This is a genomic window from Chryseomicrobium imtechense (assembly GCF_041475995.1).
GTDB lineage: Bacteria > Bacillota > Bacilli > Bacillales_A > Planococcaceae > Chryseomicrobium > Chryseomicrobium aureum.
In genome coordinates, this window is the sequence record NZ_JBGOBM010000001.1 from 239,811 (window position 1) to 264,936 (window position 25,126).

The 25,126-nt window shown below is 42.1% G+C and carries 30 protein-coding genes and 2 pseudogenes; 5 read left to right on the forward strand and 27 right to left on the reverse strand.

The features are described from left to right. Nucleotides 1-76: 76 nt before the first annotated feature. From AB5N96_RS01200 to AB5N96_RS01305, 22 genes and pseudogenes are all read right to left on the reverse strand, one after another. Nucleotides 77-433, reverse strand: a complete 357-nt coding sequence (locus tag AB5N96_RS01200; RefSeq protein WP_204588981.1) for a small basic family protein — start codon at nt 431-433, stop codon at nt 77-79. Between the two features lie 2 nt (nt 434-435). After that, a complete protein-coding gene (locus AB5N96_RS01205) occupies nt 436-1,152 on the reverse strand; it encodes a DUF881 domain-containing protein (RefSeq protein WP_499704442.1) in 717 nt (238 codons plus the stop codon). A 13-nt stretch (nt 1,153-1,165) separates the two neighbouring features. Then, a complete protein-coding gene (locus AB5N96_RS01210) occupies nt 1,166-1,870 on the reverse strand; it encodes a DUF881 domain-containing protein (protein ID WP_204588979.1) in 705 nt (234 codons plus the stop codon). After that, complete coding sequence (locus AB5N96_RS01215; RefSeq protein ID WP_239584744.1) at nt 1,848-2,636, reverse strand: cell division protein FtsQ/DivIB; 789 nt, start codon at nt 2,634-2,636, stop codon at nt 1,848-1,850. Before AB5N96_RS01215 ends, AB5N96_RS01210 begins: the two co-directional genes overlap by 23 nt. Beyond that, a complete protein-coding gene (locus tag AB5N96_RS01220; protein WP_239584743.1) occupies nt 2,624-2,800 on the reverse strand; it encodes an FtsW/RodA/SpoVE family cell cycle protein in 177 nt (58 codons plus the stop codon). Before AB5N96_RS01220 ends, AB5N96_RS01215 begins: the two co-directional genes overlap by 13 nt. Nucleotides 2,801-2,822: 22 nt before the next feature. Next, a pseudogene (locus AB5N96_RS01225) lies at nt 2,823-3,218 on the reverse strand (FtsW/RodA/SpoVE family cell cycle protein); the annotation flags it as partial. Nucleotides 3,219-3,365: 147 nt separating this feature from the next. After that, nucleotides 3,366-4,724, reverse strand: coding sequence for a UDP-N-acetylmuramoyl-L-alanine--D-glutamate ligase (gene murD / locus AB5N96_RS01230; RefSeq protein WP_499704443.1), 1,359 nt, complete (start codon nt 4,722-4,724; stop codon nt 3,366-3,368). Next, nucleotides 4,721-5,695, reverse strand: coding sequence for a phospho-N-acetylmuramoyl-pentapeptide-transferase (gene mraY / locus AB5N96_RS01235; protein ID WP_499704444.1), 975 nt, complete (start codon nt 5,693-5,695; stop codon nt 4,721-4,723). Before mraY ends, murD begins: the two co-directional genes overlap by 4 nt. Nucleotides 5,696-5,711: 16 nt before the next feature. Next, a pseudogene (locus AB5N96_RS01240) lies at nt 5,712-6,074 on the reverse strand (penicillin-binding transpeptidase domain-containing protein); the annotation flags it as partial. A gap of 192 nt (nt 6,075-6,266) precedes the next feature. After that, nucleotides 6,267-8,480, reverse strand: a complete 2,214-nt coding sequence (locus tag AB5N96_RS01245) for a penicillin-binding protein (RefSeq protein ID WP_499704445.1) — start codon at nt 8,478-8,480, stop codon at nt 6,267-6,269. Continuing rightward, nucleotides 8,477-8,833: a cell division protein FtsL gene (gene ftsL, locus AB5N96_RS01250; RefSeq protein WP_499704446.1), complete on the reverse strand. Its 357-nt coding sequence runs from the start codon at nt 8,831-8,833 to the stop codon at nt 8,477-8,479. The genes AB5N96_RS01245 and ftsL overlap by 4 nt, the downstream gene beginning before the upstream one ends. Continuing rightward, complete coding sequence (gene rsmH / locus AB5N96_RS01255) at nt 8,834-9,784, reverse strand: 16S rRNA (cytosine(1402)-N(4))-methyltransferase RsmH (RefSeq protein WP_392456149.1); 951 nt, start codon at nt 9,782-9,784, stop codon at nt 8,834-8,836. A gap of 17 nt (nt 9,785-9,801) precedes the next feature. After that, nucleotides 9,802-10,233, reverse strand: a complete 432-nt coding sequence (mraZ, locus tag AB5N96_RS01260; RefSeq protein ID WP_204588971.1) for a division/cell wall cluster transcriptional repressor MraZ — start codon at nt 10,231-10,233, stop codon at nt 9,802-9,804. A 143-nt stretch (nt 10,234-10,376) separates the two neighbouring features. Further along, complete coding sequence (gene bshC, locus AB5N96_RS01265; protein WP_499704447.1) at nt 10,377-11,996, reverse strand: bacillithiol biosynthesis cysteine-adding enzyme BshC; 1,620 nt, start codon at nt 11,994-11,996, stop codon at nt 10,377-10,379. Nucleotides 11,997-12,059: 63 nt separating this feature from the next. Then, nucleotides 12,060-12,449, reverse strand: a complete 390-nt coding sequence (locus tag AB5N96_RS01270) for a DUF3397 family protein (RefSeq protein WP_204588969.1) — start codon at nt 12,447-12,449, stop codon at nt 12,060-12,062. Next, nucleotides 12,446-13,288 (reverse strand): ketopantoate reductase family protein, encoded by an 843-nt coding sequence (locus AB5N96_RS01275; RefSeq protein ID WP_499704448.1) that lies wholly within the window; start codon nt 13,286-13,288, stop codon nt 12,446-12,448. The genes AB5N96_RS01270 and AB5N96_RS01275 overlap by 4 nt, the downstream gene beginning before the upstream one ends. Nucleotides 13,289-13,340: 52 nt before the next feature. After that, on the reverse strand, nt 13,341-14,879 hold the full coding sequence (locus AB5N96_RS01280) for an acyl-CoA carboxylase subunit beta (protein WP_204588967.1): 1,539 nt from the start codon (nt 14,877-14,879) through the stop codon (nt 13,341-13,343). A 22-nt stretch (nt 14,880-14,901) separates the two neighbouring features. Then, entirely contained in the window at nt 14,902-15,114 is a 213-nt protein-coding gene (locus AB5N96_RS01285) for a biotin/lipoyl-containing protein (RefSeq protein ID WP_499704449.1), read from the reverse strand. Continuing rightward, the gene (locus tag AB5N96_RS01290; RefSeq protein ID WP_499704450.1) at nt 15,111-16,469 is read right to left on the reverse strand and encodes an acetyl-CoA carboxylase biotin carboxylase subunit; all 1,359 of its coding nucleotides are present in this window, start codon (nt 16,467-16,469) and stop codon (nt 15,111-15,113) included. Before AB5N96_RS01290 ends, AB5N96_RS01285 begins: the two co-directional genes overlap by 4 nt. A gap of 96 nt (nt 16,470-16,565) precedes the next feature. After that, complete coding sequence (locus tag AB5N96_RS01295; protein WP_499704451.1) at nt 16,566-17,324, reverse strand: enoyl-CoA hydratase/isomerase family protein; 759 nt, start codon at nt 17,322-17,324, stop codon at nt 16,566-16,568. 114 nt (nt 17,325-17,438) lie between these two features. Continuing rightward, nucleotides 17,439-17,612 (reverse strand): 50S ribosomal protein L32, encoded by a 174-nt coding sequence (gene rpmF, locus AB5N96_RS01300; RefSeq protein ID WP_094941571.1) that lies wholly within the window; start codon nt 17,610-17,612, stop codon nt 17,439-17,441. A gap of 21 nt (nt 17,613-17,633) precedes the next feature. Further along, nucleotides 17,634-18,158 (reverse strand): YceD family protein, encoded by a 525-nt coding sequence (locus AB5N96_RS01305; RefSeq protein WP_204588963.1) that lies wholly within the window; start codon nt 18,156-18,158, stop codon nt 17,634-17,636. A 125-nt stretch (nt 18,159-18,283) separates the two neighbouring features. Here AB5N96_RS01305 and AB5N96_RS01310 point away from each other — a divergent pair, with 125 nt between their 5' ends. Continuing rightward, nucleotides 18,284-19,477, forward strand: a complete 1,194-nt coding sequence (locus AB5N96_RS01310) for a nucleotidyltransferase (protein ID WP_499704452.1) — start codon at nt 18,284-18,286, stop codon at nt 19,475-19,477. Here AB5N96_RS01310 and AB5N96_RS01315 read toward each other — a convergent pair. Then, complete coding sequence (locus AB5N96_RS01315; protein ID WP_204588961.1) at nt 19,467-20,507, reverse strand: SepM family pheromone-processing serine protease; 1,041 nt, start codon at nt 20,505-20,507, stop codon at nt 19,467-19,469. The genes AB5N96_RS01310 and AB5N96_RS01315 overlap by 11 nt on opposite strands. Before the next feature lie 347 nt (nt 20,508-20,854). Between AB5N96_RS01315 and AB5N96_RS01320 the strand changes: the two genes are divergently transcribed. Then, a complete protein-coding gene (locus AB5N96_RS01320) occupies nt 20,855-21,250 on the forward strand; it encodes a hypothetical protein (protein WP_499704453.1) in 396 nt (131 codons plus the stop codon). 10 nt (nt 21,251-21,260) lie between these two features. Here AB5N96_RS01320 and coaD read toward each other — a convergent pair whose 3' ends face one another. Both coaD and rsmD read right to left on the reverse strand, forming a co-directional pair. Further along, nucleotides 21,261-21,749: a pantetheine-phosphate adenylyltransferase gene (gene coaD / locus AB5N96_RS01325; protein ID WP_204588959.1), complete on the reverse strand. Its 489-nt coding sequence runs from the start codon at nt 21,747-21,749 to the stop codon at nt 21,261-21,263. Beyond that, the gene (rsmD, locus tag AB5N96_RS01330; protein WP_392456127.1) at nt 21,746-22,312 is read right to left on the reverse strand and encodes a 16S rRNA (guanine(966)-N(2))-methyltransferase RsmD; all 567 of its coding nucleotides are present in this window, start codon (nt 22,310-22,312) and stop codon (nt 21,746-21,748) included. Before rsmD ends, coaD begins: the two co-directional genes overlap by 4 nt. A gap of 74 nt (nt 22,313-22,386) precedes the next feature. On the opposite strand from rsmD, the gene AB5N96_RS01335 reads away from it, so the two are divergent. After that, nucleotides 22,387-22,773 (forward strand): DUF7147 family protein, encoded by a 387-nt coding sequence (locus AB5N96_RS01335; protein WP_499704454.1) that lies wholly within the window; start codon nt 22,387-22,389, stop codon nt 22,771-22,773. Here AB5N96_RS01335 and AB5N96_RS01340 read toward each other — a convergent pair. Continuing rightward, entirely contained in the window at nt 22,768-23,040 is a 273-nt protein-coding gene (locus AB5N96_RS01340) for a YlbG family protein (RefSeq protein ID WP_204588956.1), read from the reverse strand. The two genes, AB5N96_RS01335 and AB5N96_RS01340, sit on opposite strands and share 6 nt — an antisense overlap. Nucleotides 23,041-23,144: 104 nt before the next feature. Between AB5N96_RS01340 and AB5N96_RS01345 the strand changes: the two genes are divergently transcribed. Next, entirely contained in the window at nt 23,145-24,053 is a 909-nt protein-coding gene (locus AB5N96_RS01345) for a glycerophosphodiester phosphodiesterase family protein (RefSeq protein ID WP_499704455.1), read from the forward strand. Between the two features lie 22 nt (nt 24,054-24,075). Here AB5N96_RS01345 and AB5N96_RS01350 read toward each other — a convergent pair whose 3' ends face one another. Continuing rightward, entirely contained in the window at nt 24,076-24,525 is a 450-nt protein-coding gene (locus AB5N96_RS01350) for a YlbF/YmcA family competence regulator (protein WP_204588954.1), read from the reverse strand. A 52-nt stretch (nt 24,526-24,577) separates the two neighbouring features. On the opposite strand from AB5N96_RS01350, the gene AB5N96_RS01355 reads away from it, so the two are divergent. Beyond that, a complete protein-coding gene (locus AB5N96_RS01355) occupies nt 24,578-25,069 on the forward strand; it encodes a PaaI family thioesterase (protein ID WP_204588953.1) in 492 nt (163 codons plus the stop codon). Nucleotides 25,070-25,126: the final 57 nt, after the last annotated feature.

A 25,126-nucleotide genomic window follows, 5' to 3' on the forward strand; every position in this document is an offset into this window, starting at 1 on the left:
AAAAAGGTATATACTTCTCATTTTAGAGTAAAGACCTTGTAAAGTCTAAATGTTTCTTACTAGTCAAACAATTATTTTATTTTGTAGAGACGTTTTTTTCTGCAAAACGAGAAAGCAAGATTCGTCTAATAACCGCAATGTTTTGAAATAAACGAACACCGAAAGCAAAAATCGCAGCCAAATATAGGTCTACTCCTAGGTGCACACCTAAAAAAGCGAGTGCTGCAGCTAACGCAATATTAAAGAAAAACCCTGAGACAAATACTTTGTCATCGTATACTTGTTGCAGTTGTGCTCGAATCCCTCCAAAGAGTGTATCGAGGGCTGCTAAAACTGCAATCGAAAGGTAATTTTCATATGCAGCAGGAATTTGAAAGTCTGTCATAAAACCAAGAACTATACCAAGTAACAGACCTAGCAGTGGTAGCCACATAATTAATTCCCTTCCTTCCATTCTGTAAGATGTGTGACAGCCACTGGCTGATCATATCCAACTAAAGTCAACTCACTCACCGGTTCTGCAATCGCAAGTTCATAGTTTTCAATATAAAAATCATCCGCTAAACCACTTGCACGTATTTGAGCTATCATTCGCTCCGTGGTCTCTAGGGAGTCTGTGGCGATTTTGATTTCGAATGGTGCAGAAGCAATCGGTAATGTATTTACTGTAGTTCGTCCATTAATATCGCGGATCGCACTGCTATAAATGAGGCGCTTTCCATCAATCTCAATTGCTTTTGCTTGGAAACGATTCATTTCATTAACAAACCGAACCAACAGCTCAGGCGACAACGGATTGATAGTAAACCCAAATGCTATAGCTTCGGCAGAAGGATTGACTGTGATAACAACGCCCGGCCCAGTGTAAGGGTCTAATCCGATTTCTTCTCGCAACTGACCGATTGTCTGCTCAACCAGACGCTCAGGTCGCTCAGCAGACTCTGTCTCGTATTGCGCTGCAAGTTGTTGCGCCTCACGAATTCGTGTAAGTAGTTCAGAATGATACGTCGCTTCTGTTGTCAACTCTTTACGAATCTCCCAAATATCCCGCGTATCTCTTTCCTCAGGACTTTGAATCGAATTGTATTGCACAGCGAGCATAAAGCCGATGACAAAGAGGATGAGTGTGAAACGTGAAATTCCTTTTTTCATACAACCTCTCCTGTTATGACCCGGAGTGCATCGATTGCATCACGAGCTCACTCAATTTTTGTGTTTCTATACGAATTTGTTCTGTTCGTAACTGGTCTAAAATTCCACCTGATAATTCTGCGGCATCTGCTAAAGTTTCCGGATTTCCGATTGCCTCAATCACAAATGGCGCGGGAAAGGTCTCACCGTCTACTGTAATAACGGGTCCTGTACACCGAATATAACTGGTCTCGTGGATTCGCTTACCATTTACACTGATGGCCTCTGCCCCTGCAATTTTCAACTCATTGATCACCATGTAGACATGTCCCTCATGTACGATGTAGTCGTTTGGATTGACTTGATTTGGATCATATTCCCCGTCTTGCAACTCCACCTTGTATCCAGGTCCCTTTACAGCGACTTCACCTGTAAGTAGTCGCAACGCCTCAGCAGTTTTTACAAGTTCCTCTAATGACGAGGTATTGCTACCTGCCTGTTGTTCATATTCTCGTATCTTTGTCTGTACAGCTTGGAGTTCTTCTGACAATTCCTTATTTCGCTCTTTTTGCTGAATCAACTGCTCTCGAACTTCTTCTGTTTGGTTAAAGGTGATTAAATCCACTTGTTCAGCAGACCGTTGTTGAGAAAGACTGTAGCTAAATGCCAAAATAAATCCGAGCGTGAGACTGACGAGAGAAAGTAAAATCTTGCCTCTATTCGTTTTCTTGTTGTTCATCGAGTTCTACTTCTTCTCCTTCCCCGCCGTAAATACTAGAATAACTTTCAAAAAACGTACCGACTTCCATATCGACAATCCCTTTTTCTCCAACAGGAATTTGTTGAAGTACAGAGGGATAAAACGATAATTTTTCAGAGAAATCAAGGGCACTGACAATAACTGTATTTCCGTCGTTCATGTAAAGGGTTACTAGGTTAGGGTCCGACGCACTTGGTGTAGAAGCAATTTCAGAAATTAAAAGGCGAGTTTGTTGCGTTAGTTTCCCCAGCTCCGAAATCAACTTTTGCTCTACCTCTTTATTGTCAAAGTTTTGTAGTGCAGGTCCAAAAAGACTGCCTGCAAATTGTGCGCTCATCTCTTCTCCGTTTTCCAGAAGTAATAGAGAATCATCAGTTTGTCGAAATGCAACGGGCTGATATTCCGATACTGTAACGACAACTTCAGACCATCTTTTACGGGAGACTTCTGCCTGTTCGATTCCAGGAGACTCTACTAAGAGGTCTTCTATGGCAGATGCACGAAATGACCATAACGACTGACCGATTTCTAATGATGAGGCATCCAGTAATTGTTGCTCGTCTACTATGTATGTCCCCTCTACTGTAATTTGCTGAATCTTACTAATAGAAGATTGCAAATAGAGTACTAGGAGCAATACCGTAAAGAAAAGAAACAGAAGAATAGAAAAGGTAAATGTCATTCTGCGTTTTCTTTTTCTTCTAAGGGCAGGTATACGATCTTCGATGTCGATTAGTTTTTCCATTCTTCCGCCTCCCTTCCTTGTATATAAAGTGTAGTAATCAGTGCTGTAATCATCCAGCATGTAACGAGTGACGAGCCGCCGTAACTGATAAAAGGTAACGTTACACCCGTAACCGGCAATAGACCGGTGACAACACCTAAATTGACAGTTGTTTGTACGATCATAAGTACCACAAACTCCCCATACTACTCCTGACAAAATAAGTCGGATGGAAATACCAGAAAGAAAAAGCAAGGCACTACATGTCGCTACAACGAGAAATGTGGAGCCAAAATCAGGCTGTATCATAAAAAGTGCACAAGGTAGCAAAATGACTACGCCAATTTTCCAATGGGAAGTTTTCTTGTAAATAAGAGCACTTGTATAAAGTAGCGTCGCGATTTTTGTAAATTCTGCCGGTTGAAAGTAGAAACCTCCGAGTGTCACCCATCCTCGTGCCCCATTTCGGACAATTCCGAGGCCAGGAATCCATACGGTTAACGCAACAAGAATACCTAGCCCATAGAAAATGGTGATCAAGCTTTTGGTGAGACGCACTCGCCTAACAGAGAAGACAACAAAAACTGCAATACATGCAAACACACACTCTTCACCCAAAACGGCAAGCTTGATGGATAATGGTCGGCCGACCAATAGCTGCTGGCACTGGCAATGTAAAAAATGCCAAGAGTCGTTAACATCCCACTTATGAAGAAAAGTGTAGTCTTTGCTTGCTCATAGAGCACTTCGTCATCCTTTCGCTATCAGTTGGTCTACTAAATGAATAAATTCATCTCCTCGGATTTCAAAGCTCTCATACTGATCCCAGCTTGCAGAAGCCGGTGATAGCAAAACCACATCTTGCGGTGCCGACAACTCAACTGCTTTTGAAAAAGCATCTGCTAAATTCTCGAACGGAAAGGCAAGTACGTCATGCGTTTTTGCAAACTGTTGCAGACGCTCAGAAGTTTCTCCAAAGTGACAAATAGCCTTGATGGATGGTAGATAAGGAATCAGCTCATCAAAGGAATGGTGCCGTTCTTTTCCGCCTGCAAGAAGAATGACAGGTCGTGTAAAACCTTCTAAAGCACTTTTTGTCGCCAATGCATTCGTTGCTTTTGAATCATTGTAGAACAGGCGGTCGTTCCATTCGCCAACATATTGTGTTCTATGTTTTACTCCTGCAAATGTAGAAACAGTTTCACGAATCTGTTCGAGTGGTGCACCGACTAGAAGTGCAGCAGCAGTCGCTGCCAATACATTTTCTAGGTTATGTTTTCCTGGCAGACGAATCTCTTCTCTCTTATAAAGAGGTTCGCCTTTCCAATACACCCATTCTGCATCTGCACTGATCCCATTTGCATTTTTGGCAGATACATAAAACGGTAGGAGTGTCGTATTCAACTTTTCTGCCCGCTCTGCAAGAACTGGTTGTTCTGCGTTGTAAATCAAGACGTCTTCAGATGTCTGATTTTTAGCAACTGTCAATTTTGCGTCAATATACTCTTCCAGATCAGAATGATAATCAAGATGCGCTTCATAGATATTCGTAATAATCGCAATCGAAGGTTTTAATTTTACCGTACCCATGAGTTGAAAAGATGACAGCTCTGTTACGATAATATTATTTTTTGTAGCATCCTTAGCAACAGACGTCGCAACTGTACCAATGTTCCCTGCAACAAGCGGTTGTAATGGGCCTTTTGCAAGCATCTCTGCAACTAAAGTTGTTGTCGTTGTTTTTCCATTTGATCCAGTGATGCCAATCATTTGTGCTTCACTAATACGATACGCAAGCTCAATTTCCGTCCAAATTGGAATTTCTCGCTTTTTTGCTTCCTGCAAGACAGGATTTGAGTAAGGAATACCAGGGTTTTTGACAATCAAAGAGAATCCTTCGTCCAATAAATTTTCAGGGTGACTACCACAAATCACTGTCATTCCCTGTTTTAATAACTGTTGTGCATGGTCGTTTTGTTCAAAAGGTTTTGCATCGTTGACTGTAACAAATGCCCCCAACTCATGAAGCATTTCAGCTGCAGCTGTCCCACTTTTGGCAAGCCCTAAAACTAGCACTTTTTGGTGACGTAATTCTTTTATATGGTTCATACAAAGACCTCCAGCATTAGGACAACAAGAGCTGCAACAAATCCAACTGTCCAGAATACATATACAACTTTTTGTTCCGACCAACCCGAAAGTTCAAAGTGATGATGGATTGGGCTCATTTTGAAAATACGCTTTCCTCTTGTTTTAAAGCTTATTACTTGCAAGATAACTGACGCCGTTTCCACTACGAAAATAATTCCGACCAGCAGAAGGAGAAGCTCAAGTTTTAGTATGATTGAAAGCATCGCTAATGCTCCACCTAGAGCTAGTGAGCCTGTGTCCCCCATAAATACTTTGGCAGGGTTTTTATTGAACAGTAAGAATCCTAAAAGTGCCCCAGTAACTGAAAACGCAAAAATTGCTGCATCGTTTTGATTGTAAAGCACTGCAAGTATTCCAAATGTCGCAAATGCAATAGAAGCTGTCCCGCTCACAAGACCATCTAGACCGTCTGACAAATTGACAGCATTAGAGAATCCTACGAGCCAAAAAACAATAAATGCTACATAAACTAGTCCAAAGTCTATAGACCAAGATGTAAATGGAATTGCAATCGATGTATCAAAAGGTCCTAACTGCAGTAAGAAATAAGCTGCAATAGAGAAAACGATTTGACCAATCAGCTTTTGAAGTGATGTCAGACCAAGGTTTCGCTTCATCACGACTTTAATAAAGTCATCAAGAAAACCAAGTACTCCAAAACCAACTAAAACTAACAATAGAACAACCGTCTGTGTTGTAAGTGTATCCGTGAAATACGATATTCCGAGCGTTGTTACAACAATTGCCACAAGAAAAATCAAGCCCCCCATTGTCGGCGTTCCTGCTTTTTTCATGTGTGATTGTGGTCCTTCTTCACGGATACTTTGACCAAATTTCATTCTTCTTAAATAAGGAATAAAAATAGGGGCAAGTAGTGCTGAAATGATAAATCCTAGCGCAATGGTTAGTGTGATAAATAGTAGTGACATAGTGAAACTCCTTTAATTAATTCGTGTAGAGATGCAGGGTATAAGGCGGTTTTGATGAGCTACCTGCTTTTGGAAGTTGATCAATCACCTGATCTCCATCTCCATGCCAAATCAAGTTGAATTGGTGTAACTGTGGTGTAATTTCTTTTTTAGTTTGGCCGATCAAGTTCGGGACTTCAAGTTCTCGCATTTCATCCCACGACCGCTCTTTTTCATGGATACGTGGAGAATCTTCAGCCAGCACTTCAAACAATTCCCCTACAATCGGGGCTGCAATCGTTCCGCCAAACTGACTAGGTCCTTTAGGTCCATCAATTGCGATGTAGATCAAGTACTCAGGTTCATCAATCGGAGCAAAACCGATAAATGACACAATATAGTCCCCATCAACATACTACCCGTTTTCGACCTATACGCTTTCTGATTCAAGAATCCATACTGCCAAAATTGAATATACAGCACTTTCAACAGAATGGCTAGAAAGACCATAATTACCGCAATTGCGAGAAATTTTGTACGACCAGTAGAAATAAAATTCCCTCCTGAAGCACTATATGATTACAGGAGTAGGTTATTCCCCTTCAACCGGTTCTTCAATAGGTTCTCCTTCGACCTCTATCGGTTCACTCGTATACACTTCTTCAGGACTGCCAAGTTCAATAACTAAAGGTGTGTCAGGGTTCAACACAGTTCCCGGTGTGACACTTTGACGAATCACAAATCCACTTCCTGTCATTTCAATTGGATACCCGGTAAATTCTTTGAATACACGCACTTCACGAGAGGACCATCCTGTCATATCCGGTAAACCGCTCTCGCCTTGAGATTTCAAAAATACTTTCGTACCCGTGACAACAGGTGTTCCTTCTGTTGGGAATTGTTCAGTTACTGCATCTTCTGCACCAACTGTCACAACTTCCAAGCCTTGTGCTTGCAGTGTTGATTGAACTGTCGCAACGTCTTGGCCTGCATAGTCCTCTAATTCGATGCGCTGACGTTCTACTGTTTCATCTGGTGAGATATTCATGTATTTTAATGAATTCTCTGTGACATAGTTAAAGATGTAGGAAGTCGGATCCGATCCCACTTCTGTAGCTTCAATTTTAGGTTTATGCACAGCTACATAGACGATTAATTCTGGGTCTTCGACAGGTGCCATTCCTAAAAATGAATAAAGGAACAATTGACGCCCCCATAAGTAGTTTCCATTTGAATCTGGAATTTGAGCAGTACCTGTCTTTCCAGCAGATGTGTACGAATCCAGTTTGAACTTTTGCGCAGTTCCTTTTTCACTCGTAACAGTACTCGCAAGGATATCTTTCACTTGGTTTGCAGTAGCAGCTGAGATAGGTGACTCTTTTGAAACGGGTTCATGGTTGAGTAGTTTTTCACCTGTGTTTGGATCTACAATTTCATCAATGATATACGGTTGATACATTGTTCCTTCATTCGCTATAGCCGTCATACCTTGAACAAGCTGAAGTGGTGTGACAGTTGTACCTTGACCGTACGTTGTAGTTAGACGGTTGATCGGGTAGCGGTCACTGATAATACCTGTCGCCTCATTCGGTAGGTCAATTCCCGTCTTTTCCCCAAAACCAAACTCTTTAATGTAGTTGATGAATGTCTCATCTCCTAGTTTCTCAAGCAAATAGGCCATTGATACGTTAGAAGAACGTTGGAAGCCTTCTAAATAAGTAATACTTCCCCACCCGACGACATTGTGATCATAAATGGTACGGTCGAGCAATTTATAGGATCCTGATTTATACCAAGCATTCGGATCCCACTTGCCTTCTTCAATGGCAGCAGCTAATGTGAAAATTTTCATCGTTGATCCGGGTTCGATCGTGTTTTCCACACTTTCATTTAACCAGTTCGTAGTGAGTCCTTCACGTGTATTAGGATCGAATGTTGGACGTTGCGTCATCGCTAGAATTTCGCCACTATCGGCTTTGACGACAAGAGCTGTAATTTTTTCAGGTTCATATTGTTCTTGCACATCTGATACAGCTTCTTCTAGGAAGTTTTGAATCGTTCGATCATTCGTTAATTTGACGTCAGCTCCGTGCAGCGGTTCTGTAATCAATTTTTCAGATGAAGGAAGCAACATACCACCTCGGTCTGTTTTGTACTCGACACGACCAGGCGTACCCGTCAAAATTTCATCGTAGATGCGCTCAAGTCCCATTTTTCCGACAAGACGCGTTTTGTTTTCTTCCACATCTTCTTTAATTGCAAAGCCAATTAAGTGGGATGCGAATCGCCCGTTTGTATAGAGACGCTTCAAATCTTTCTCAAAATTAATACCTGGTAAATTCAGCGCTTCAATCGCTTTCATCTCTTGGTGGGAGATATTACGTCCTTCTGCTCCAAATTCTACTTGATAGCGCTCGTTTGTAATTCCATCTTGCAAGCGTGTGGCGATTTCTTCTTTTGGTAAGTCGAGATGTTCACTCAAACGTGTCGCAGTTTCCTCAACATCCAGCACGTGGCGTGGATCATATGCGTGCGCAGTAGCCTCTTCACTAACTACCGCATACAGTTTGTATGTCAACGTATCCTCTGCTAGAACATTGCCATTCCGGTCTTGAATAGTTCCACGATGCGCTTCTAACACTTGCGCGCGACTATATTTTTCTTCCGCACGTTGTTGCAATACCTCACCATTTACTTCTCCCGTGACTTGTATGTAGATAAATCTACCTAATAATAGGAAAAAGAGCCCCCCGTATAGCAGAAATAGCAGGAAGGCTCCCCATTGAAAACGTACTTTTTTGTTCATTCACCAGACACAACCTTCACATTGTTCTCATTTAATGTTAAGCCCAGTTCCTTCGCTTTTAGCCAGATACGCTCGTAGCTTGAAAGTTCAGCGACTTGGATTTCAAGGTCAGTGTTTTCACGGTTTACTGTATCAATTTGTCGTTCCATTTGTTGAATCTGTACATCCACTGCTCGAACTTCGGTTTGTGTTTGAACAATGAAAACCATCAAGACGGCACAGACAGCAACGAATAGAGCAGCCAGCATTTTTTCCCCTTTTGAAATACGTTTGACAGGGGTTTTGTATGTATGTGGTACGGCAGGATTTTGCGGTTGGTGTAGCGGTTGGCTTTGATACTGTCGTAGCGCCATTTAATAACTCCCTTTCTCGTCAAGTTTTTCAATAATTCGTAGTTTCGCAGAGCGTGAACGATTGTTTACAGATAGTTCTTCCTCCGATGGTAAGATGGGTTTTCTCGTAATGAGCTTCATCTTCGGCTGCATCTCTTTTGGAATAACTGGAAGATTCGGTGGAAGTTCTGGAAGACTAGATGCTTCTTTAAACATTGTCTTCACTAAACGATCCTCAAGTGAATGGAATGTAATAACGGAGATACGGCCACCCGGTTTGAGTAACGTAAGGGCACTTTCTAATGACTCTTCCGCCGCTCCTAGTTCATCGTTTACTGCAATGCGAATCGCTTGAAAGATTCGTTTCGCTGGATGTCCACCTGTACGACGCGCTGCAGCTGGAATTCCGCGTTTAATTAAATCGACTAATTCAAATGTCGTTTGGACTGGTTGATTCTCACGTGCACGTTCAATTTCTCGTGCTACTTGTTTAGAAAACTTCTCTTCTCCGTAGCGGAAGAAAATTTTGACGAGCTTTTCATAGGGCCAGTCGTTGACTACGTGATAGGCAGTTAATTCACTTGTTTGATCCATGCGCATATCAAGAGGCGCATCATGGTTGTAGCTGAAACCACGTTCTGGTGTGTCCAGTTGTGGCGATGAGACACCTAAGTCATAAAGGATACCATCCACTTCTGTTACGCCTAGATTTTCAAGTTCTTCTTTTAAGTTCCGGAAATTTGAATGTATGAATGTTACACGATGTATGTAGGGTGCAAGTTTTTGTTTTGCATTTTCAATTGCGGTTGTATCTTGATCGAAACAATACAAGTGACCCGCATCGGATAATTGTTGGACTAAGTATTCACTGTGGCCTGCGCCACCTAATGTGCAATCTACGTATATTCCCTCTGGTCGAATCGCTAAACCATCGACTGTCTCAGTAAGTAATACGGTTGTATGGTTGAACAAACGATCCTCTCCTTCGGCTAAATGTTAAAGTCAATCATGTTTTCAGCTATTTCATTAAAGGATTCTTCTGATTCCTCTGCATAGCCGTCCCAAGCATCTTTTGCCCAAATTTCAAAGCGACTGGATACACCAAGTACGACACATTCTTTTTCCATCTTTGCGTACTCGCGAAGATTCGCAGGTAACATAATGCGCCCTTGTTTATCAATTTCGACTTCGGTAGCACCAGAAAAGAAAAAGCGAGTAAATGCGCGAGCATCTTTTTTGGTCATTGGTAGCTGTTTGAGTTTTTCTTCGAGTTTTCGCCATTCATCCATAGGGTATCCGAACAAACAATTGTCTAGTCCGCGTGTGATGACAAAGTTGCCTTCTAAGTGATCGCGAAACTTCGCTGGCACAATCAGGCGGCCTTTTGCATCAAGCGAATGCTGATATTCTCCCATGAACATGCTACTCACCCCACTTTATGAGTTAAACATACCACAATCCCCCACTTTCCTCCACTAATTTTCAAGAAAGTAGATAAAAAAATTCAAAAGTACTAGATGACTTGATTTTGAGACACAAAAAAGCCGCCACAAGGGCGACTTTGTTAACTCATATGCACAACATAATGCTTGCCGTCTAATTTATAAGGTACTGCCAGTAACTCATCGATCAATCCAAATCCGTACTTATTCAAATAGGCAAGTGGTGAATAAATACGCTCTTGAAGTGACCCAGTAGGTACTAATTCATTTTCAATCGCTTTATAAGCAGCAACATGAGTATCAAATCGTTGCAAATACACATCTTCGATTTGGTGCTCTAAAAATGTAAATTGTCGCTTATGAAGCGCTTTGTTCTTTTCAAGTAAAGAATCTATCTTAATAGACTCCTCATGTAGTGTAGATTGGAGCTCTTCATACTTAGCATCAAGCCACGCATTCATCTCGCGAATCGATGCCACAACTTGTTCATTTTTTTGCGCATCAATAAACGCATGCATCTGGCTCGGAAGATGACCTGCCCATGCATCTTCGACTGTCACTCCAAGATCTTGCATCTTTTTCTCGATTGAATTAGGAAGAACCGTAACACTGTAGCGCGGAGCGACAATGGGCATCTTTAAATCCATCACTTCAAATGCGTCTTTTAACAATGCCCAGTAAGCAATTTCTCCCGGACCTCCGACAAACGTATGCACAGGGAACAAGAACTGTTGCATGAGTGGACGCGTCACTACGTTGTGACTAATACATTCAGGATTCATTTCCACTTCATCAAGTAGTTGCTGTTTCGTCCAAGATTGTCCGAGTTCTTTGTTCGTAAATCCCGTTTCTGTCGCTTCAAGTAAGTAGCGATGGGCATCTTTTACATAGAACAAATGAGCATTTTCAATTCGGCACTGAATCGGGAAGCCAAACCCTTCGCTTGCCAATCTCTGTTCCGCATCGTAAACTGCACGTCTTAATTGATCATTTCGTTCAATTAACAGTTTTGTAAATGGCTTTCCTAGATGACGCATCCCTTGGTCAGAAGAATTGATAAACACTAGACCATAATTTTTAAAGAAATGCTGGAACGCTTGTAAAAAGAATTCTTTATAAGAGCCGTGTTGTTCTGAAAGCGTCACTAGAAAGTCCCACAATTCTTTTGTATACGCTGTCTCCGGCAATTCATGAAAGGCTTGACTAAGTAGACCTCGCAACTCTTGAGCATCGATTTGTTTATCTGCTACCATTTCAGTTGAGAGCTGTTGAACCGCTAATGAGAGCTTTGAAACATCTCGATTTTTTTCAATGAAGAAATGATTTACCTCTAAGATGTCATGGTCTTCACCTGCCATCCAGAAAACCGGCACTACTGGTTTATTTGTTTTAGCTGTTATCTGCTTTGCTAAATCAATAGCTGTGACTGCCTTGTGAATCGAATAGAAAGGTCCAGTTAGTAAGCCCGTTTGCTGTCCTGTAATGGTGACTGCTGCACCTTCTGAAAGCAACTGTAGCGACTCTTTTTGGCTAGTACTCAATGAAACAGTTTTCATAGAGTCTTGAATCGCTTCGACGAGCATACCTCGTCTTTCTTCTGAAAACCGCAGTTCTTGAAAACGACGCTCCCATTCCGTTTCTCCCCACGGGTATGCGAAGTAGTTCTCGACCTGATTAAATTTTGTTATATATGTAGAATAAAAATCCGATGCTTTTGGCTGCGGATGTGTGGTTACGTTCATAAGGACACCTCTTCTGAATTCAATACGTATACGAGTATAGCAAACAACTATCTTTAATTAAAACTATCCGCTTACATATTGAGAGATAGAACGAACAAGACCAATCACCCAACCTAAAAAGTACAATGTTGATAAAACTAAGAAGTAAATGCGCCAAAGTAAGCGCATGATGACTTGTGGTCCTACATCACTCTTGTTTTTCCATAAAATAGCGACAACTAGGATGGCAATAAATAAAAGAAGCAAGAGAAGATTTGTCCACGCGTTTGGGACGGATAGCCAGTCATAGACTGCAGCAACCGCAAAATATAGTACGACTGTTGTCACATCTGCGGCTATTCCTAAACGTTTTCTTTTCCGGATTCGAAGTAGCCGGCCAATGAACCATGCCCCGACAAACACTATCACCGGAAAAACAATCAATATAGATAAAATCGTTTGAATGGAACTCACTCCTTTTTAGATTGAATCATGGAATAGAGGTAAGAAGTGATAGGCAAGTATGCATTTCTAGCTTCTGCTTGCTCGAGTAGCGGCAGGACAATAGCTGAATTTTCTGTCTCTCTGCCAGCCTTGATATCTCGACGCATCGAAGAAGAATTGGTAGCTGTGCGTTTGATCAATTCAAACACTTCCTCCAATTGTACATAGTCTTCTAAAGTCGGAAATGCCATCACTAGTTCATCGTAATGAGCAATGACCGCTTGTTGCAACGAATCATTTACAGCCAGTTCACCATTGGGTACATCTAACAAAGCAGTTAATGGATTGATTAACGTATTCAATACAGCTTTTCGCATTAGCACCCGGTCAATATCATCCGCCCACGATACAACTGGAGCCAATTGCTTTATGAAAGGTTCATACAGCGGATTGTCACCGACACGAATAGAACCATTGCCGGTATGCACCAACAGGTCTTCTTCAATGCCTGCCCCGTGATCAATACTTCCAAATAAGCAATAGTCTTTTCCTAATGCGGCCTCAACCTGCTTACGAATGAGTCCATTTTGTAAAAATACAATTGGCCCGGTTCTATTGTGTAAAAGCGGATAAACACTCTCTAAATGATACGTTTTTGTCGCAACAAAAACGAGGTCAACTTCATTAAGTAATGTGGTATCTTGTGTCCCCATAAATGAGACAAGTTCTACTGAACCTTCTGGAGATTGATAGAGGACAGGGAACGACTTTTCAGATCGTGAGTACACCACTACTGAGTGTCCACTATCTTCTAGCAACTTCGTGACAAGTAATCCAATCGCTCCAGCTCCCACAACTGCAATGTGCATAGACTCACCTCTTCTCTGTTAGAAAAAAGCCTACCCCTAAAGGGTAGACTATTTAAACAGGAAATACTGGATGTTTACGTGGTGGTGCAGGAATGTGTTTCGTCGCATACAGCGCTAGACGATCCACAAGCTCTTGACGCAACTCAGATGGCGGGATGATTTCATCGACAATCATCTCAGATGCCAATTTGTAAATATCAATTTCCTTTTTATATTCTGCATGTTTTTCTTGTACATATGCAAGTCTTTCTTTTGGATCTTCAATGGATTCAATCTTGTTTGAATACACTGCATTCACTGCTGCTTCTGGACCCATGACAGCAATTTGGGCTGTCGGAAGCGCTAAACAGACATCTGGTTCGAATGCAGGGCCAGCCATTGCATACAACCCAGCTCCATACGCTTTTCGGACAACTACAGAGATTTTAGGTACAGTAGCCGAACTCATTGCTGCAATCAATTTCGCCCCGTGACGAATAATGCCACCACGCTCAACTTTTGTTCCAATCATGAATCCTGGAACATCCGCTAAAAACAAGAGTGGAATATGGAACGCATCACATAACGAGATGAACTTCGCGCCTTTATCCGCTGAATCAATGAATAGCACGCCGCCTTTTACTTTCGGTTGATTCGCAATGATACCAACAGGTTTACCGTCAATGCGGGCAAGACCCGTGATCAACTCGGACGCAAACAACTTTTTAATCTCAAAGAAAGTCCCTTCATCAATCAATTGATCAATGGCTTCGTACATATCAAATGGTGCATTTTGGTTTTCTGGAATAATCTCTTCAAGCGAGCGCCCCGCTTTTGGTTTCACAGCATCTACAACCGGAGGCTGCTCCAAGAAGTTGGCTGGGAAGAACGCAAGATATGATTTGGCAAGTTCAATCGCATGTTCTTCATTGTCAGCTAACACGTCTCCGCATCCACTAACTGAACAGTGCATGCGCGCCCCACCCATTTCTTCGAGCGTTACTTTCTCCCCGATTACTTTTTCGGCCATACGTGGTGAACCTAAATACATCGATGCGTTCCCATCGACCATGATGACAATATCACAGAACGCCGGAATATATGCACCACCTGCAGCGGATGGGCCGAACAATAAACAAATCTGTGGTATAAAACCTGATAGACGCACTTGGTTGTGGAAAATACGTCCTGCACCGCGACGGTTCGGGAACATATCTAACTGATCCGTAATACGCGCACCTGCCGAATCCACCAAATAGAGAAGTGGCAAACGGTTTTTTTCTGCGACTTCTTGGATGCGAATAATCTTCTCCACAGTTCGTGAACCCCATGAACCAGCTTTGACTGTCGAATCATTCGCCATGACACACACCATTTGGCCGCCGACTTTCCCCATCGCCGTGACCACGCCATCTGCCGGAAGATCGCCTGCCTCACTATTTGCAAACTTTGCGTCTTCTTTATACTCGCCATTATCAAATAACAGCGCGAGACGATCACGAACAAACATCTTGCCCTGCTCTTTCATTTTTTCATGGTATTTTGAAGCTCCACCCGCAAAGATTGTCGACACCTTTTCTTCTAAACGCTCATTATATGGTTTTGTGACCATACCCATCTCCCCCCTTGTTGTCTTATTCGAATGTGACGAGCGTGTCCCCTTCGTTTACAAAATCCCCTTCGTTTACGTGTACTTGCGTGATTTTTCCCGATTGTTCAGACTCCACAGGAATCTCCATTTTCATTGATTCAAGAACTAAAACGACGTCTCCTGTGACGACTTCTTCTCCGACTGCTTTATTTACTGTGAATACTGTTCCTGCCATTGTTGAAAGTAATGTTTTCATGATTGTTCCTCCAATTTGTGTTTTCTATAGTGATCGATTACATTCGTTGCATAACTTCCTTGCTCGAACTCTCTAAATGTCAGGAAGTCTTTAAAGAACGACAAGTTCGATTTAACCCCTTCAACTTGGACCTGTGCAAGAGCATCTTTCGCACGCTCGATTGCTTGTTCGCGGGAATCACCTGAGATAATGATTTTCGCAATCATTGGATCGTAATAAGGTGTGACAGAGGTACCTTGCGCATAGCCCCCGTCGATTCGAATCCCCTCGCCTTGTGGAAACTCAAGTGTCTCTAATTCCCCTGGTGATGGCATGAAGCGCTCTGAATCTTCTGCGTAGAGACGAAACTCGAGCGCATGACCTGCCACTGACAAGTCATCTTGACTACGAATTGGTAACTCGTTGCCCATTACTGTTAGTAATTGCCATTCAACTAAATCCTGTCCTGTAATCAACTCTGTTATCGGATGTTCTACTTGAAGACGTGTATTCATCTCCAAGAAATAGAAGTTTTCATCTGCGTCCATAATAAATTCGACAGTTCCAGCATTTTTATAGTTCACGGCCTGCGCTGCTTTAACAGCCGCTTCATAAAGTTTTGCTTTTGTTGCGTCCGATAATGCAGGTGACGGCGCTTCTTCGATGACTTTTTGATTGCGTCGTTGCACAGAACAATTTCGTTCAAACAAGTGATAGACGTTACCTGTTGCATCTCCAAAAATTTGAACTTCGATATGACGTGCCGGCTCGACAAACTTTTCTACGAACACAGCATCGTTGCCAAAGTAGTTTTTCGCGCGTGTTTTGATGCCAGTGAATTGTTGAGCGAGCGTTTGCTCATTTTCACATTTCACCATGCCAATACCACCACCGCCGCCCGATGCTTTAAGCATGACGGGATATCCGATCGAGTTAGCATATGTCACGGCATCTTCAGCAGTCGCCAATCCTTCTTCAGTCCCAGGGACAACTGGCACCCCAGCCAGTTTCATCGTCTCCCGTGAAGCAATTTTGTCTCCCATCTTATCAATGGTCTCAGCAGAGGGACCGATGAAGCGAATTCCTGCCGCTTCAATCTCCCGAACAAATTCTGCATTTTCAGAGAGGAACCCATAGCCAGGATGAATAGCGTCTACCTGCTCTTCTTTTGCAACACGTAGTATTTCTGCTTTATTTAAATAGGATTGGTTAACAGGTGCTGGCCCTATCAGATGCGCGACTGTTGCCTGCTTGACAAAAGGCATCTCTGCGTCAGCTTCTGAATAGACAGCCACTGTTTCAATCCCCATTTTTTCGCATGTACGTATGATACGACTTGCGATTTCTCCCCGATTCGCAATAAGTATACGTTTCAAAACATTTCTCCCCTTCCCACACGTTCTAAGTCTATACGAAACATGAAAGCGATTTCAACTATGAATTGACAAATTAATTCAAATTGTCCGCACTTTTTATTTCTTACGTGCTAAAAATCGGTCTACCGCTTCGTGGTGTGCATCCAGTTCCCATAACTTTGCACACATGCGCGCCTCATCTAGCACTCGTTCATATACTTCAGGCTTACGCAACTCAGTTGTTAAAAGAGTTTTATAAGACTTTGCAACGGACGGATGCAATTGCTTCATCTGTTTTACAAAGTCAGCTACTGCGGCCCACTTGTCGCCTGAATAAACGGAAGTCGCCCACCCCAGATCTTTTAGTTCATCTGCGGGTAGTGGCTTTGCCTCTGTTGTAAATTTCAATAATTTATCGTAAGGAATGCCCTTTAGCTGAAGGAATGTCGTACCACCCCACCCAGACGTGATAGCGAGGGTCCCTTGTACAAAGCCCGCTCGTGCATGTTCACTAACCAACCGGTAATCGCAAGCAGATGCGATCTCAGCACCGCCACCGATTGCGGTGCCGTTCACAAGCGCAATGACCGGTACAGGTTGAGTGGCTAATTTGTATAAAAGGGTCGCCATTCGTTCGTGGATTTCAAGAGCTTGTTGCTCCGTACGTAGAGAGTGGAACACAGATAAATCCCCCCCACTACAAAACGCCTTGTCCCCTTCACCCGTGACAACCCCAAACTGCACATCTTCCTGGGCGAGTTGCTCAATAAATAGAGCAAATCCGTCTACCACTTCATGATTGACGGCATTATGTATTTCAGGTCGTGTAATTTGAAACTGAACAATTCCATCTAACTTTGTGATACGAAAGCTCATGAAAAATTCCTCCCATAGAAAAAAGACTAGTAGAGAGCCATGGCCTCTCTGCTAGTCTTTATTATACGGATAACTCAGAAAGTTATCAGTATTAAGTGTGTCGCAAATACTGAATTATTTGCTTACAACTTCTTTCCCTTTGTAGTGTCCGCATGACTTACATACGCGGTGAGCCAATTTCGCTTCACCACAGTTTGGGCATGCTACCATACCAGGTACAGATAGTTTGAAATGCGTACGACGCTTTCTTTTTGCAGTTTTAGAAGTTCTTCTAAATGGTACAGCCATTGATGGCACCTCCTTACAGATCTATTCGTCTGTTTGATCAAAATACTTAGCTAATTCAGCAAGTCTTGGATCCGTTTTTTGTTCGCCAGCTTCCTTTTCCTTCAGTTCTTCTTCCGTTGCATAGCTCCAAAAGCTTCCACCCTCAGGTCTCGGCTCGTCTGCATCTTCTTTAAAAACTTGAAGAGGAATGGTTAAAAGAATCAGTTCCTCCAATACCGGGTCAACGTTGATGACTTCTCCTTCAACAGGATGGACATTATCGCTTTCCTCAGCATGCTCTGACCAATCAAACACTTCTGTTGAATCGATCGAATACGGAAACTCCACATCTTCCCATGTCCGAGAACTTGGTAAAATGAGGTGTCCTTCTAAATGAAAGTGGCAAGTTAAACTCGTTGCACCAACTGTACAACGGGCTTTTACATGTACGGGTGATACGTGCCGAATCTCAGGATTTCGCTTCATCAGTTCAGGAAGCTGAACTTCTTCGTCAATTTCCATATGACTACGACGGTATTTCGCCAATTGATGAATTGTCCATTTCATACGTTTATCACCTCAAGACAACAAAGTTGATTATATAACGTGCAGAAATAGATGTCAAGATAATTTCTTGTCACCTGTTTTCCCTGCGCGTATACTGTTACTAGTATACGAAGGAGCGATGAAAATTGAAAGCAACAGGGGTCGTTGTAGAACATAATCCTTTTCATAATGGACATGCTTATCATGTTCAACAAGCTAGAAAAGTTACAGGCGCAGACATTGTTATTGCAGTAATGTCCGGCAACTTCTTGCAAAGGGGTGAGCCTGCTCTAGTCGATAAATGGACGCGAGCAAAAATGTCACTATCTAGTGGTGTCGATGTTGTCGTCGAGTTGCCATACCGGTTTGCTACCGCATCTGCAACGGAGTTCGCACAAGGAGCCATTCATCTGGCCAATGAATTAAAATGTGACTCCTTTGTATTCGGAAGTGAGCACGGAGAAATTGAAGATTTTATCACGACATATCATCTAATTGCTACCAATCGAGAGTACTATAATTCACAAATTAAGCATTCCCTCTCCCAAGGAAAAAGTTATCCTATGGCGTTACAAGATGCTTTTCAAAGCTTACATCCTCATTCAGAAACGTCTGTTGACTTAGCGCAACCTAACAATATTCTCGGCTATCATTACGTAGAAGCCGCACAAGGAAAACCGATTCAACCTGTCACTATTCAGCGTATCGGGGCTGGGTATCATGATTTTATCGAAGAAGGCCAAACAATAGCGAGTGCGACTGGTATTCGCCATTCGTTGTTTAAGACGATGAGTATTCCAGGCGATCACGTACCAGCAGCTACCTACCGATTATTGAATGAATGGTATAACACCTACCAACAATTTGCGAGTTGGGAACAATTTTGGCCGACATTACGCTATGCCATCCTTTCAAAAACACCCGATCAATTAAGAGAGCATGCTGAAGTGACAGAGGGTATAGAATTTGCAATTCATAAACATGCGAAGACAGCCACAAGTTATCAGGAGTTTATGCAGTTGTTAAAATCAAAGCGCTATACATGGACTCGACTCCAACGTATGATGACCCATATTTATACAGGATTTCTGGAATCACAACGCACGAAAGAGATGCCAGACGCTGTTCGACTCCTCGGCATGACATCAGCTGGACAGGCGTACCTGAATCACCACAAAAAAGCCTTTGAGCTGCCGCTCGTCTCTCGTCTAGCCAGTAGCGATTCACTTTTCCTTGCCCACGATACCCGATCTTCGGATGTCTATTACTTAGGGTACTCATCTAAACAGCTTCATAACCAAGTAGGTCAAGAATATAAAAAGCTGCCCCTTAGGATTTAGGGGGCAGCTTTTCTAAGTAATCAAGTGCGTCGTCGATTGTTTTGACAGGCACAATTTCAATATCTAAACCTAGTTCTTCTTTTGTTTCTATGGCGGCTTGATAATTACTCAATAGGTTTGGGTTCGTTGCAAGAAGGTCTTCTGAAATCTCGTCATCTGGTGCAAACATAAAATCGACACCTTCTTCAGCTGCCGCTACGACTTTTAAATCCACTCCACCGATGCGACCCACTCGGCCGTCAGCCAGAATCTCACCAGTCCCTGCGATGCTATACCCTTTTGTTAAGTCGCCTTCAAGTAATTGATTCATGATTTCTAACGTGAACATTAATCCCGCAGATGGCCCCCCAATTTCGTCAGATTGGAATGACACTTCACGCTCTGTCGTAATCTCTTGATCTTGCTGATAGGAAATTCCAACAGCCGGACGGTCTGGAATCTCTGGGATGCTTCCTAAAGTAATTTCAACATCTCGTTTCTCTCCGTCACGATCAATTGATAATTGAATCGTATCGCCGACTTCTTTTGTTAAAATAAATTCTTGAAGCGCTTGTTCACTCACATCCGCGTTCCCGTCAATCGCTTGGATCCGGTCTCCAGGACGAAGCGTACCGTCTGCTGGACTTCCTTTGACAACTGAATAGATGAATAATCCATTGTTTATCAATTCATATGGTTCGTCAGTTTTGTCATATGCTACTTGTATAGCATTGAGTTGTGAATTCGACATCAGTTTTAACTGACGCACTTCGTAGGCTTCATCATCTTCATCTTCTCGCCGAATTTGATTAGCTTTCATTAAATGGTCTGGATCTTTCAATGACTGATAAATATAAGTAGCGGGCGTTGCTTTAGATAAAGCGATTGTCAATAGACGTAATTCACCCGTATCTCCCGCATCTTTATTTTCTACTTCTACAATTGGAGACAGTTCGTATGCGCCACCGGGTTTTGAAATATAATAATCCAGCGGATAAAACAAAACTAGTAAGGCTAGTACAATTCCAATTGGACCTGCCCATCTTTTCATCTCTTTTCCCCCTCTAGTAACTTGAGTAAGGAGCGAAGCCCATTCACCACATTGTGCAGGTCAGTTGCCTTACACTGATGTTTCTTGGTCTACTGTTTCCTTCTGCATCCTTTGATGGCGCCTCTAAAGGCGTTACTCTTTTTTTAACTGTACTCATTCCTTTCATGAAACAGTCATTGGAACGAGGCTATCTAAAATCCCCGTCTTTGCTTCTGGCTGCTTTACAATTCCCAAGTCCAATGTTTCTGCTGGCATTTGTAGGTTTAGAAAGTTTAGGTCATCGAACAATCGGCTTTCAACTTCTTCTGCTCATCCATAGTATTAATTTGAGTATAGTGGGTTTATGGATGCTTCGCAAAACATCTACAACTTCTCCTGTTGCTAAGCGTTCGGCTACCACAGCTCCATTTTTTCAATCAATAGCTGAGACATTAACCATTATTGCTGTGTCCGTCATTGTCAGTAGTTCAGCTGCTGAAGTAGTCATTCAAACCTTTGTCTTGCCAGATGCTATGGCCACTCTTCTTTATGGTCTACTTGAACTATCTGCTGGTATTGAGCAAGCATCGGTTACTGGCGCTACATTGCCTTACTATGGACTAGTTCTTGGTTTTACTGGAATGAGCATTCACTTGCAGAACTTGCTGTTACTTAGAGGTTCTGGGATATCATTTTTCCCTTACTTTATAGCCAGAATTTATACGATGATTGTTTTAGTGAGTGCTCTTTATTTTTTGACGTAAAAAAGAAGCACTAGGCTTCCGAATTCGTAAATTTTTCGCGCAGTGCTTTTTCAACAGGTGCAGGGACGAATTCATGGAGCTGTGCTTCATATTTGGCAACTTCTTTTACAATACTAGAACTCAAGAAGGAATATTCATTTTTAGTCATGATGAACAATGTCTCCACTTGATCGTTTAACTTTCGGTTCATTGACGTGATCTGCATCTCATATTCGAAATCCGATACAGCGCGTAATCCACGTATAATAGCTTGTGCATTTTCTTGTTTCGCATAATCTACTAATAAACCTGAAAAGGTGTCCGCTTCGACATTCCCAAGATGTGCTGTAGATTGTTCAATCAGGTTCATACGCTCTTCTACAGTAAATAGTGGGTTTTTCGATGAATTATTTAAAACGACTACTTTGATTTTGTCAAAAATCACCGATGCTCGCGTGATGATGTCTAAATGACCATTGGTGATAGGATCAAACGAACCTGGAACTACTGCAATTTTCATTGTGTCGAACTCCTTTTATGTTCAAAGAATGAGATGCTTAAACTTCCATATTGTTCTTTACGATAACAACTAGCAGACGGAATGAAATCTTCTACGTTTACTTCTTTTGCATGTTCACAAATAATGAGACCATCTTCTTTCAACAACCCCATCTCTATGATTGTTTCTGCCAAACTATACAACTTGATTTGCGCATAAGGAGGATCAAGAAAAATTAAATCAAATGCAACTCCTCGTACTTGCAAATCCTCTAAAACGCGCCGTGCGTCACCTTTCATAATCTCAGCTTGTTCAGTAAAGCGTGCTTTTTCTACGTTTTCTTGAAGAACTTTTACGGCTTTCCCGTTTTTCTCAACGAAGACTGCATAGTTTGCACCTCTACTAAGTGCTTCTAAACCAAGAGAACCCGATCCAGCAAATAAGTCGAGAACAAATTCTCCTTCAAAATAAGGTCCAAGAATATTAAATAAAGATTCTTTTACTTTATCTGTTGTAGGGCGTGTCGCATCCCCTGGTACTGCTTTTAATGGTATACTTTTGCGACTTCCGGAAACGATACGCATCGTGTTCCCCCTTTCCAAGTTGTGCGATATTTAGTAAATTAACATAAGAACTGTAACAAGAAAGGACGATTTTCATGATTCAGCGATTTATAGAGTTAGGCGAAGGGTATGGGGATGTGTTTGAGCTTTGTGAACTAGCAAAAACAAACAAACATCGAATTCTTCATGCGTTTATTTTACATGGCAAGAAAAATGACAAAAAAAGTGTCTCCTTGGCATTGGCATTGAAACCAGCTGGAGACGTACCATTTATCCCTATATATAGTTGTCGGGAAGGTATCCCTTTTCAAGAGCCGAAAACCGAAAGACAGCTCATGTTCGAACGTACTATGCACGAACTTGATGTCGTACCCGTCACACTTGAAGTAAAACATTCTAGTGAATTTGGATCGATTGATCATTACCATCAAGCACTCATTGCGATAATGCGTCTAAACCATTTGCTGCCGCCTTTATCATAATCCGATTTTATAATCGTATTCTTTCGCTTTATCAGGTTTCGAGTTTTCATATTCCGTATTAATAAATGGTCGTTCTGAAGGCATTAGCTTTTTCACGAACGGAAGTTTTAAAAGTCTTGTTGTAACAGACTCGATATCTTCTTGATTCATATACAACACTACGTATTTTAATTTTCTAGAAATATAGTAGACATGTCCGTATTTACGAAGTGTCTTCGCATGCTTTAAATGATTAACATAGACGATTAACCCTTGTCTTGGAATCATACAGATCCCCCTCTTCTAAATTTGCTCAAATGACGAATTCATAGTAAGTTTAGTCTACCACAGCAGGGAAATTCTGAAAACTGAATGTATTGGAGGCAATTTTTATGACACGTAAACGAACCATAGCTTTAGTTGTTGCTGCGGCAGCTGGTACAGCTTGGGCGGGAACGAAAGTACTCTCCAAACCGCAACCACGCCCGCAGAAATCTGTACTTGCAACAGAACAACCGATTGTATTAGCTCATCGAGGTGGCTCCAATAATGCGCCTGAATCTACTTGGCTTGCGTTTGAAAAAGCCGCGGAACTGGGTGTTCACGGCTTCGAAATTGATTTACGTATGACAAAAGATGAACAAATTATCGTCTTTCACGATGACACTGTAGATCGCACGAGCGGAGCTACAGGCTTAGTCAGTGAAATGACGCTTGATGAGATTCAATCCATCGACTTTAGTGAAAAGTTTGTAGACCGCGCAAAATTTTCATCCGAGGAACTTGAAAAAGCAAGAATCCTAACGTTACAAGAACTGTTGGATCGTTTTCCGTTTCTCTATATAAATATGGATATGAAAGACGCCCCTACCTCTTATGAAGGCTCACTGATGCCTTCTAAATTATGGCGCGTTATAGAAGAAGCTGGAGCACTGGACCGTGTAGTAGTGACGAGTTACTTCGACGAACAAATCGACCGCTTCAATCTGTACGCACAAAACCGGGTAGCGTTAGGGGCAGGGGAAAAGGAAGTACGAAAAGCATATACCGCTTACACGAGTCAGTTCAAACATCTCTATCACCCAAAAGCGGATGTATTCCAGCTACCTACGAAACATAAATCAATTCGCTTAGACACCGCCGGCTTTATTCGATTCTTGCATTCACTAAATATTAAAGTGCATTACTGGACCATTGATCAACAAGAAGACATGAAGCGTCTACTTGAAAACGGAGCGGATGGAATTGTGACCGACAGTCCAGAAGTGGCCGTGCAACTCATTCAAGGAGAAGGCCATTAAAAAAAAGCCCCCGTAGGAGCTTTTAAGCAGAACATGCACAACCAGATCCCGTTCCACATCCCGTACTACACGAGCCTGTCGCACTCTGAAAGAAAGGGTTGCTGACAGGTACTTTAATATCTGTTGAAACCGCGTGAGCAATAAGCAGACTGAGTTCATCTAGCAAATCTTGAACATCATTTTCAGCCGCTTTCAACTCTGCAACTTGTGGAATAAGGTCCATCTCTCGTTTTTTGATGCGGATTTTGGAATTAATAGTTTTATAATCTGGGTGATACTTTCCAAATCGTTGAACTTCTTCATACGTCTCTTTCAGACGTGAAAACTCATGAACTACTTTCGCCACTTCTGGGGACGCGTACACGTCCGTGTGGGCTTTATAATAAGCTGACACGATTTCAGAGTTCATGACGAACGTGTTAAGTTCATCTACTTCATCCAAGATCGTAAGCCAGTCAGATGTCATCTGCATGATGATCCCTCCCGCTTCATCATACCAAATTTTTATAAAGGGGAAAACCAACTTGCATACAACTTCTACCATTCAAAGCTTTTTAGAACAAGCTACAGAGACTGAAAGAAACTTACTGGAGACATTCGTCAACAGTCTTGAAGAAAAACGTCAAGGTCGTTATACGACATTTGTCAATGCAGCATTCCAGTTTGATATATCCTTTCCAGATGAGACGTGCCGAGTAGACATGCCGATCACACCTTTAACGGTCAATTCGTTCGGAATGCCACACGGAGGAATTGTAGCAACGTTAATCGATAATGCAATGGGCTTCTTAGTGAACAAAGATTTACGCCCGCAAGGAAAAGGCGCTGTTACCACGAATTTGACGATTCATTATACGAAAGCAACAACTGAGCCGTCTGTATATAGCATTGCCTCTTACTTACATAAAGGTCGTCAAACACTTGTATTGGAAGCTTCTGCATATGATGCAAAAGGGACAAGAATCGCGTATGCTACAGGCTCATTCTTTGTGATTGACCTGCCCACTCAAAAATAATGGCTTTATCATGAAAAGGAATGGAAACACCACGATACGCAATTTCTCGTTCGTTCC

Excerpts from the sequence above, each read along its gene's own strand:
- AB5N96_RS01200 (WP_204588981.1), bottom strand. The coding sequence starts at position 433 with ATGTGGCTACCACTGCTAGGTCTGTTACTTGGTATAGTTCTTGGTTTT.
- AB5N96_RS01205 (WP_499704442.1), bottom strand. The coding sequence starts at position 1,152 with ATGAAAAAAGGAATTTCACGTTTCACACTCATCCTCTTTGTCATCGGC.
- AB5N96_RS01210 (WP_204588979.1), bottom strand. The coding sequence starts at position 1,870 with ATGAACAACAAGAAAACGAATAGAGGCAAGATTTTACTTTCTCTCGTC.
- AB5N96_RS01215 (WP_239584744.1), bottom strand. The coding sequence starts at position 2,636 with ATGGAAAAACTAATCGACATCGAAGATCGTATACCTGCCCTTAGAAGA.
- AB5N96_RS01220 (WP_239584743.1), bottom strand. The coding sequence starts at position 2,800 with ATGATCGTACAAACAACTGTCAATTTAGGTGTTGTCACCGGTCTATTG.
- murD (WP_499704443.1), bottom strand. The coding sequence starts at position 4,724 with ATGAACCATATAAAAGAATTACGTCACCAAAAAGTGCTAGTTTTAGGG.
- mraY (WP_499704444.1), bottom strand. The coding sequence starts at position 5,695 with ATGTCACTACTATTTATCACACTAACCATTGCGCTAGGATTTATCATT.
- AB5N96_RS01245 (WP_499704445.1), bottom strand. The coding sequence starts at position 8,480 with ATGAACAAAAAAGTACGTTTTCAATGGGGAGCCTTCCTGCTATTTCTG.
- ftsL (WP_499704446.1), bottom strand. The coding sequence starts at position 8,833 with ATGGCGCTACGACAGTATCAAAGCCAACCGCTACACCAACCGCAAAAT.
- mraZ (WP_204588971.1), bottom strand. The coding sequence starts at position 10,233 with ATGTTCATGGGAGAATATCAGCATTCGCTTGATGCAAAAGGCCGCCTG.
- bshC (WP_499704447.1), bottom strand. The coding sequence starts at position 11,996 with ATGAACGTAACCACACATCCGCAGCCAAAAGCATCGGATTTTTATTCT.
- AB5N96_RS01275 (WP_499704448.1), bottom strand. The coding sequence starts at position 13,288 with ATGCACATTGCAGTTGTGGGAGCTGGAGCGATTGGATTACTTGTCACG.
- AB5N96_RS01280 (WP_204588967.1), bottom strand. The coding sequence starts at position 14,879 with ATGGTCACAAAACCATATAATGAGCGTTTAGAAGAAAAGGTGTCGACA.
- AB5N96_RS01285 (WP_499704449.1), bottom strand. The coding sequence starts at position 15,114 with ATGAAAACATTACTTTCAACAATGGCAGGAACAGTATTCACAGTAAAT.
- AB5N96_RS01295 (WP_499704451.1), bottom strand. The coding sequence starts at position 17,324 with ATGAGCTTTCGTATCACAAAGTTAGATGGAATTGTTCAGTTTCAAATT.
- rpmF (WP_094941571.1), bottom strand. The coding sequence starts at position 17,612 with ATGGCTGTACCATTTAGAAGAACTTCTAAAACTGCAAAAAGAAAGCGT.
- AB5N96_RS01305 (WP_204588963.1), bottom strand. The coding sequence starts at position 18,158 with ATGAAATGGACAATTCATCAATTGGCGAAATACCGTCGTAGTCATATG.
- AB5N96_RS01315 (WP_204588961.1), bottom strand. The coding sequence starts at position 20,507 with ATGAAAAGATGGGCAGGTCCAATTGGAATTGTACTAGCCTTACTAGTT.
- AB5N96_RS01320 (WP_499704453.1), top strand. The coding sequence starts at position 20,855 with ATGCTTCGCAAAACATCTACAACTTCTCCTGTTGCTAAGCGTTCGGCT.
- coaD (WP_204588959.1), bottom strand. The coding sequence starts at position 21,749 with ATGAAAATTGCAGTAGTTCCAGGTTCGTTTGATCCTATCACCAATGGT.
- rsmD (WP_392456127.1), bottom strand. The coding sequence starts at position 22,312 with ATGCGTATCGTTTCCGGAAGTCGCAAAAGTATACCATTAAAAGCAGTA.
- AB5N96_RS01335 (WP_499704454.1), top strand. The coding sequence starts at position 22,387 with ATGATTCAGCGATTTATAGAGTTAGGCGAAGGGTATGGGGATGTGTTT.
- AB5N96_RS01340 (WP_204588956.1), bottom strand. The coding sequence starts at position 23,040 with ATGATTCCAAGACAAGGGTTAATCGTCTATGTTAATCATTTAAAGCAT.
- AB5N96_RS01345 (WP_499704455.1), top strand. The coding sequence starts at position 23,145 with ATGACACGTAAACGAACCATAGCTTTAGTTGTTGCTGCGGCAGCTGGT.
- AB5N96_RS01350 (WP_204588954.1), bottom strand. The coding sequence starts at position 24,525 with ATGCAGATGACATCTGACTGGCTTACGATCTTGGATGAAGTAGATGAA.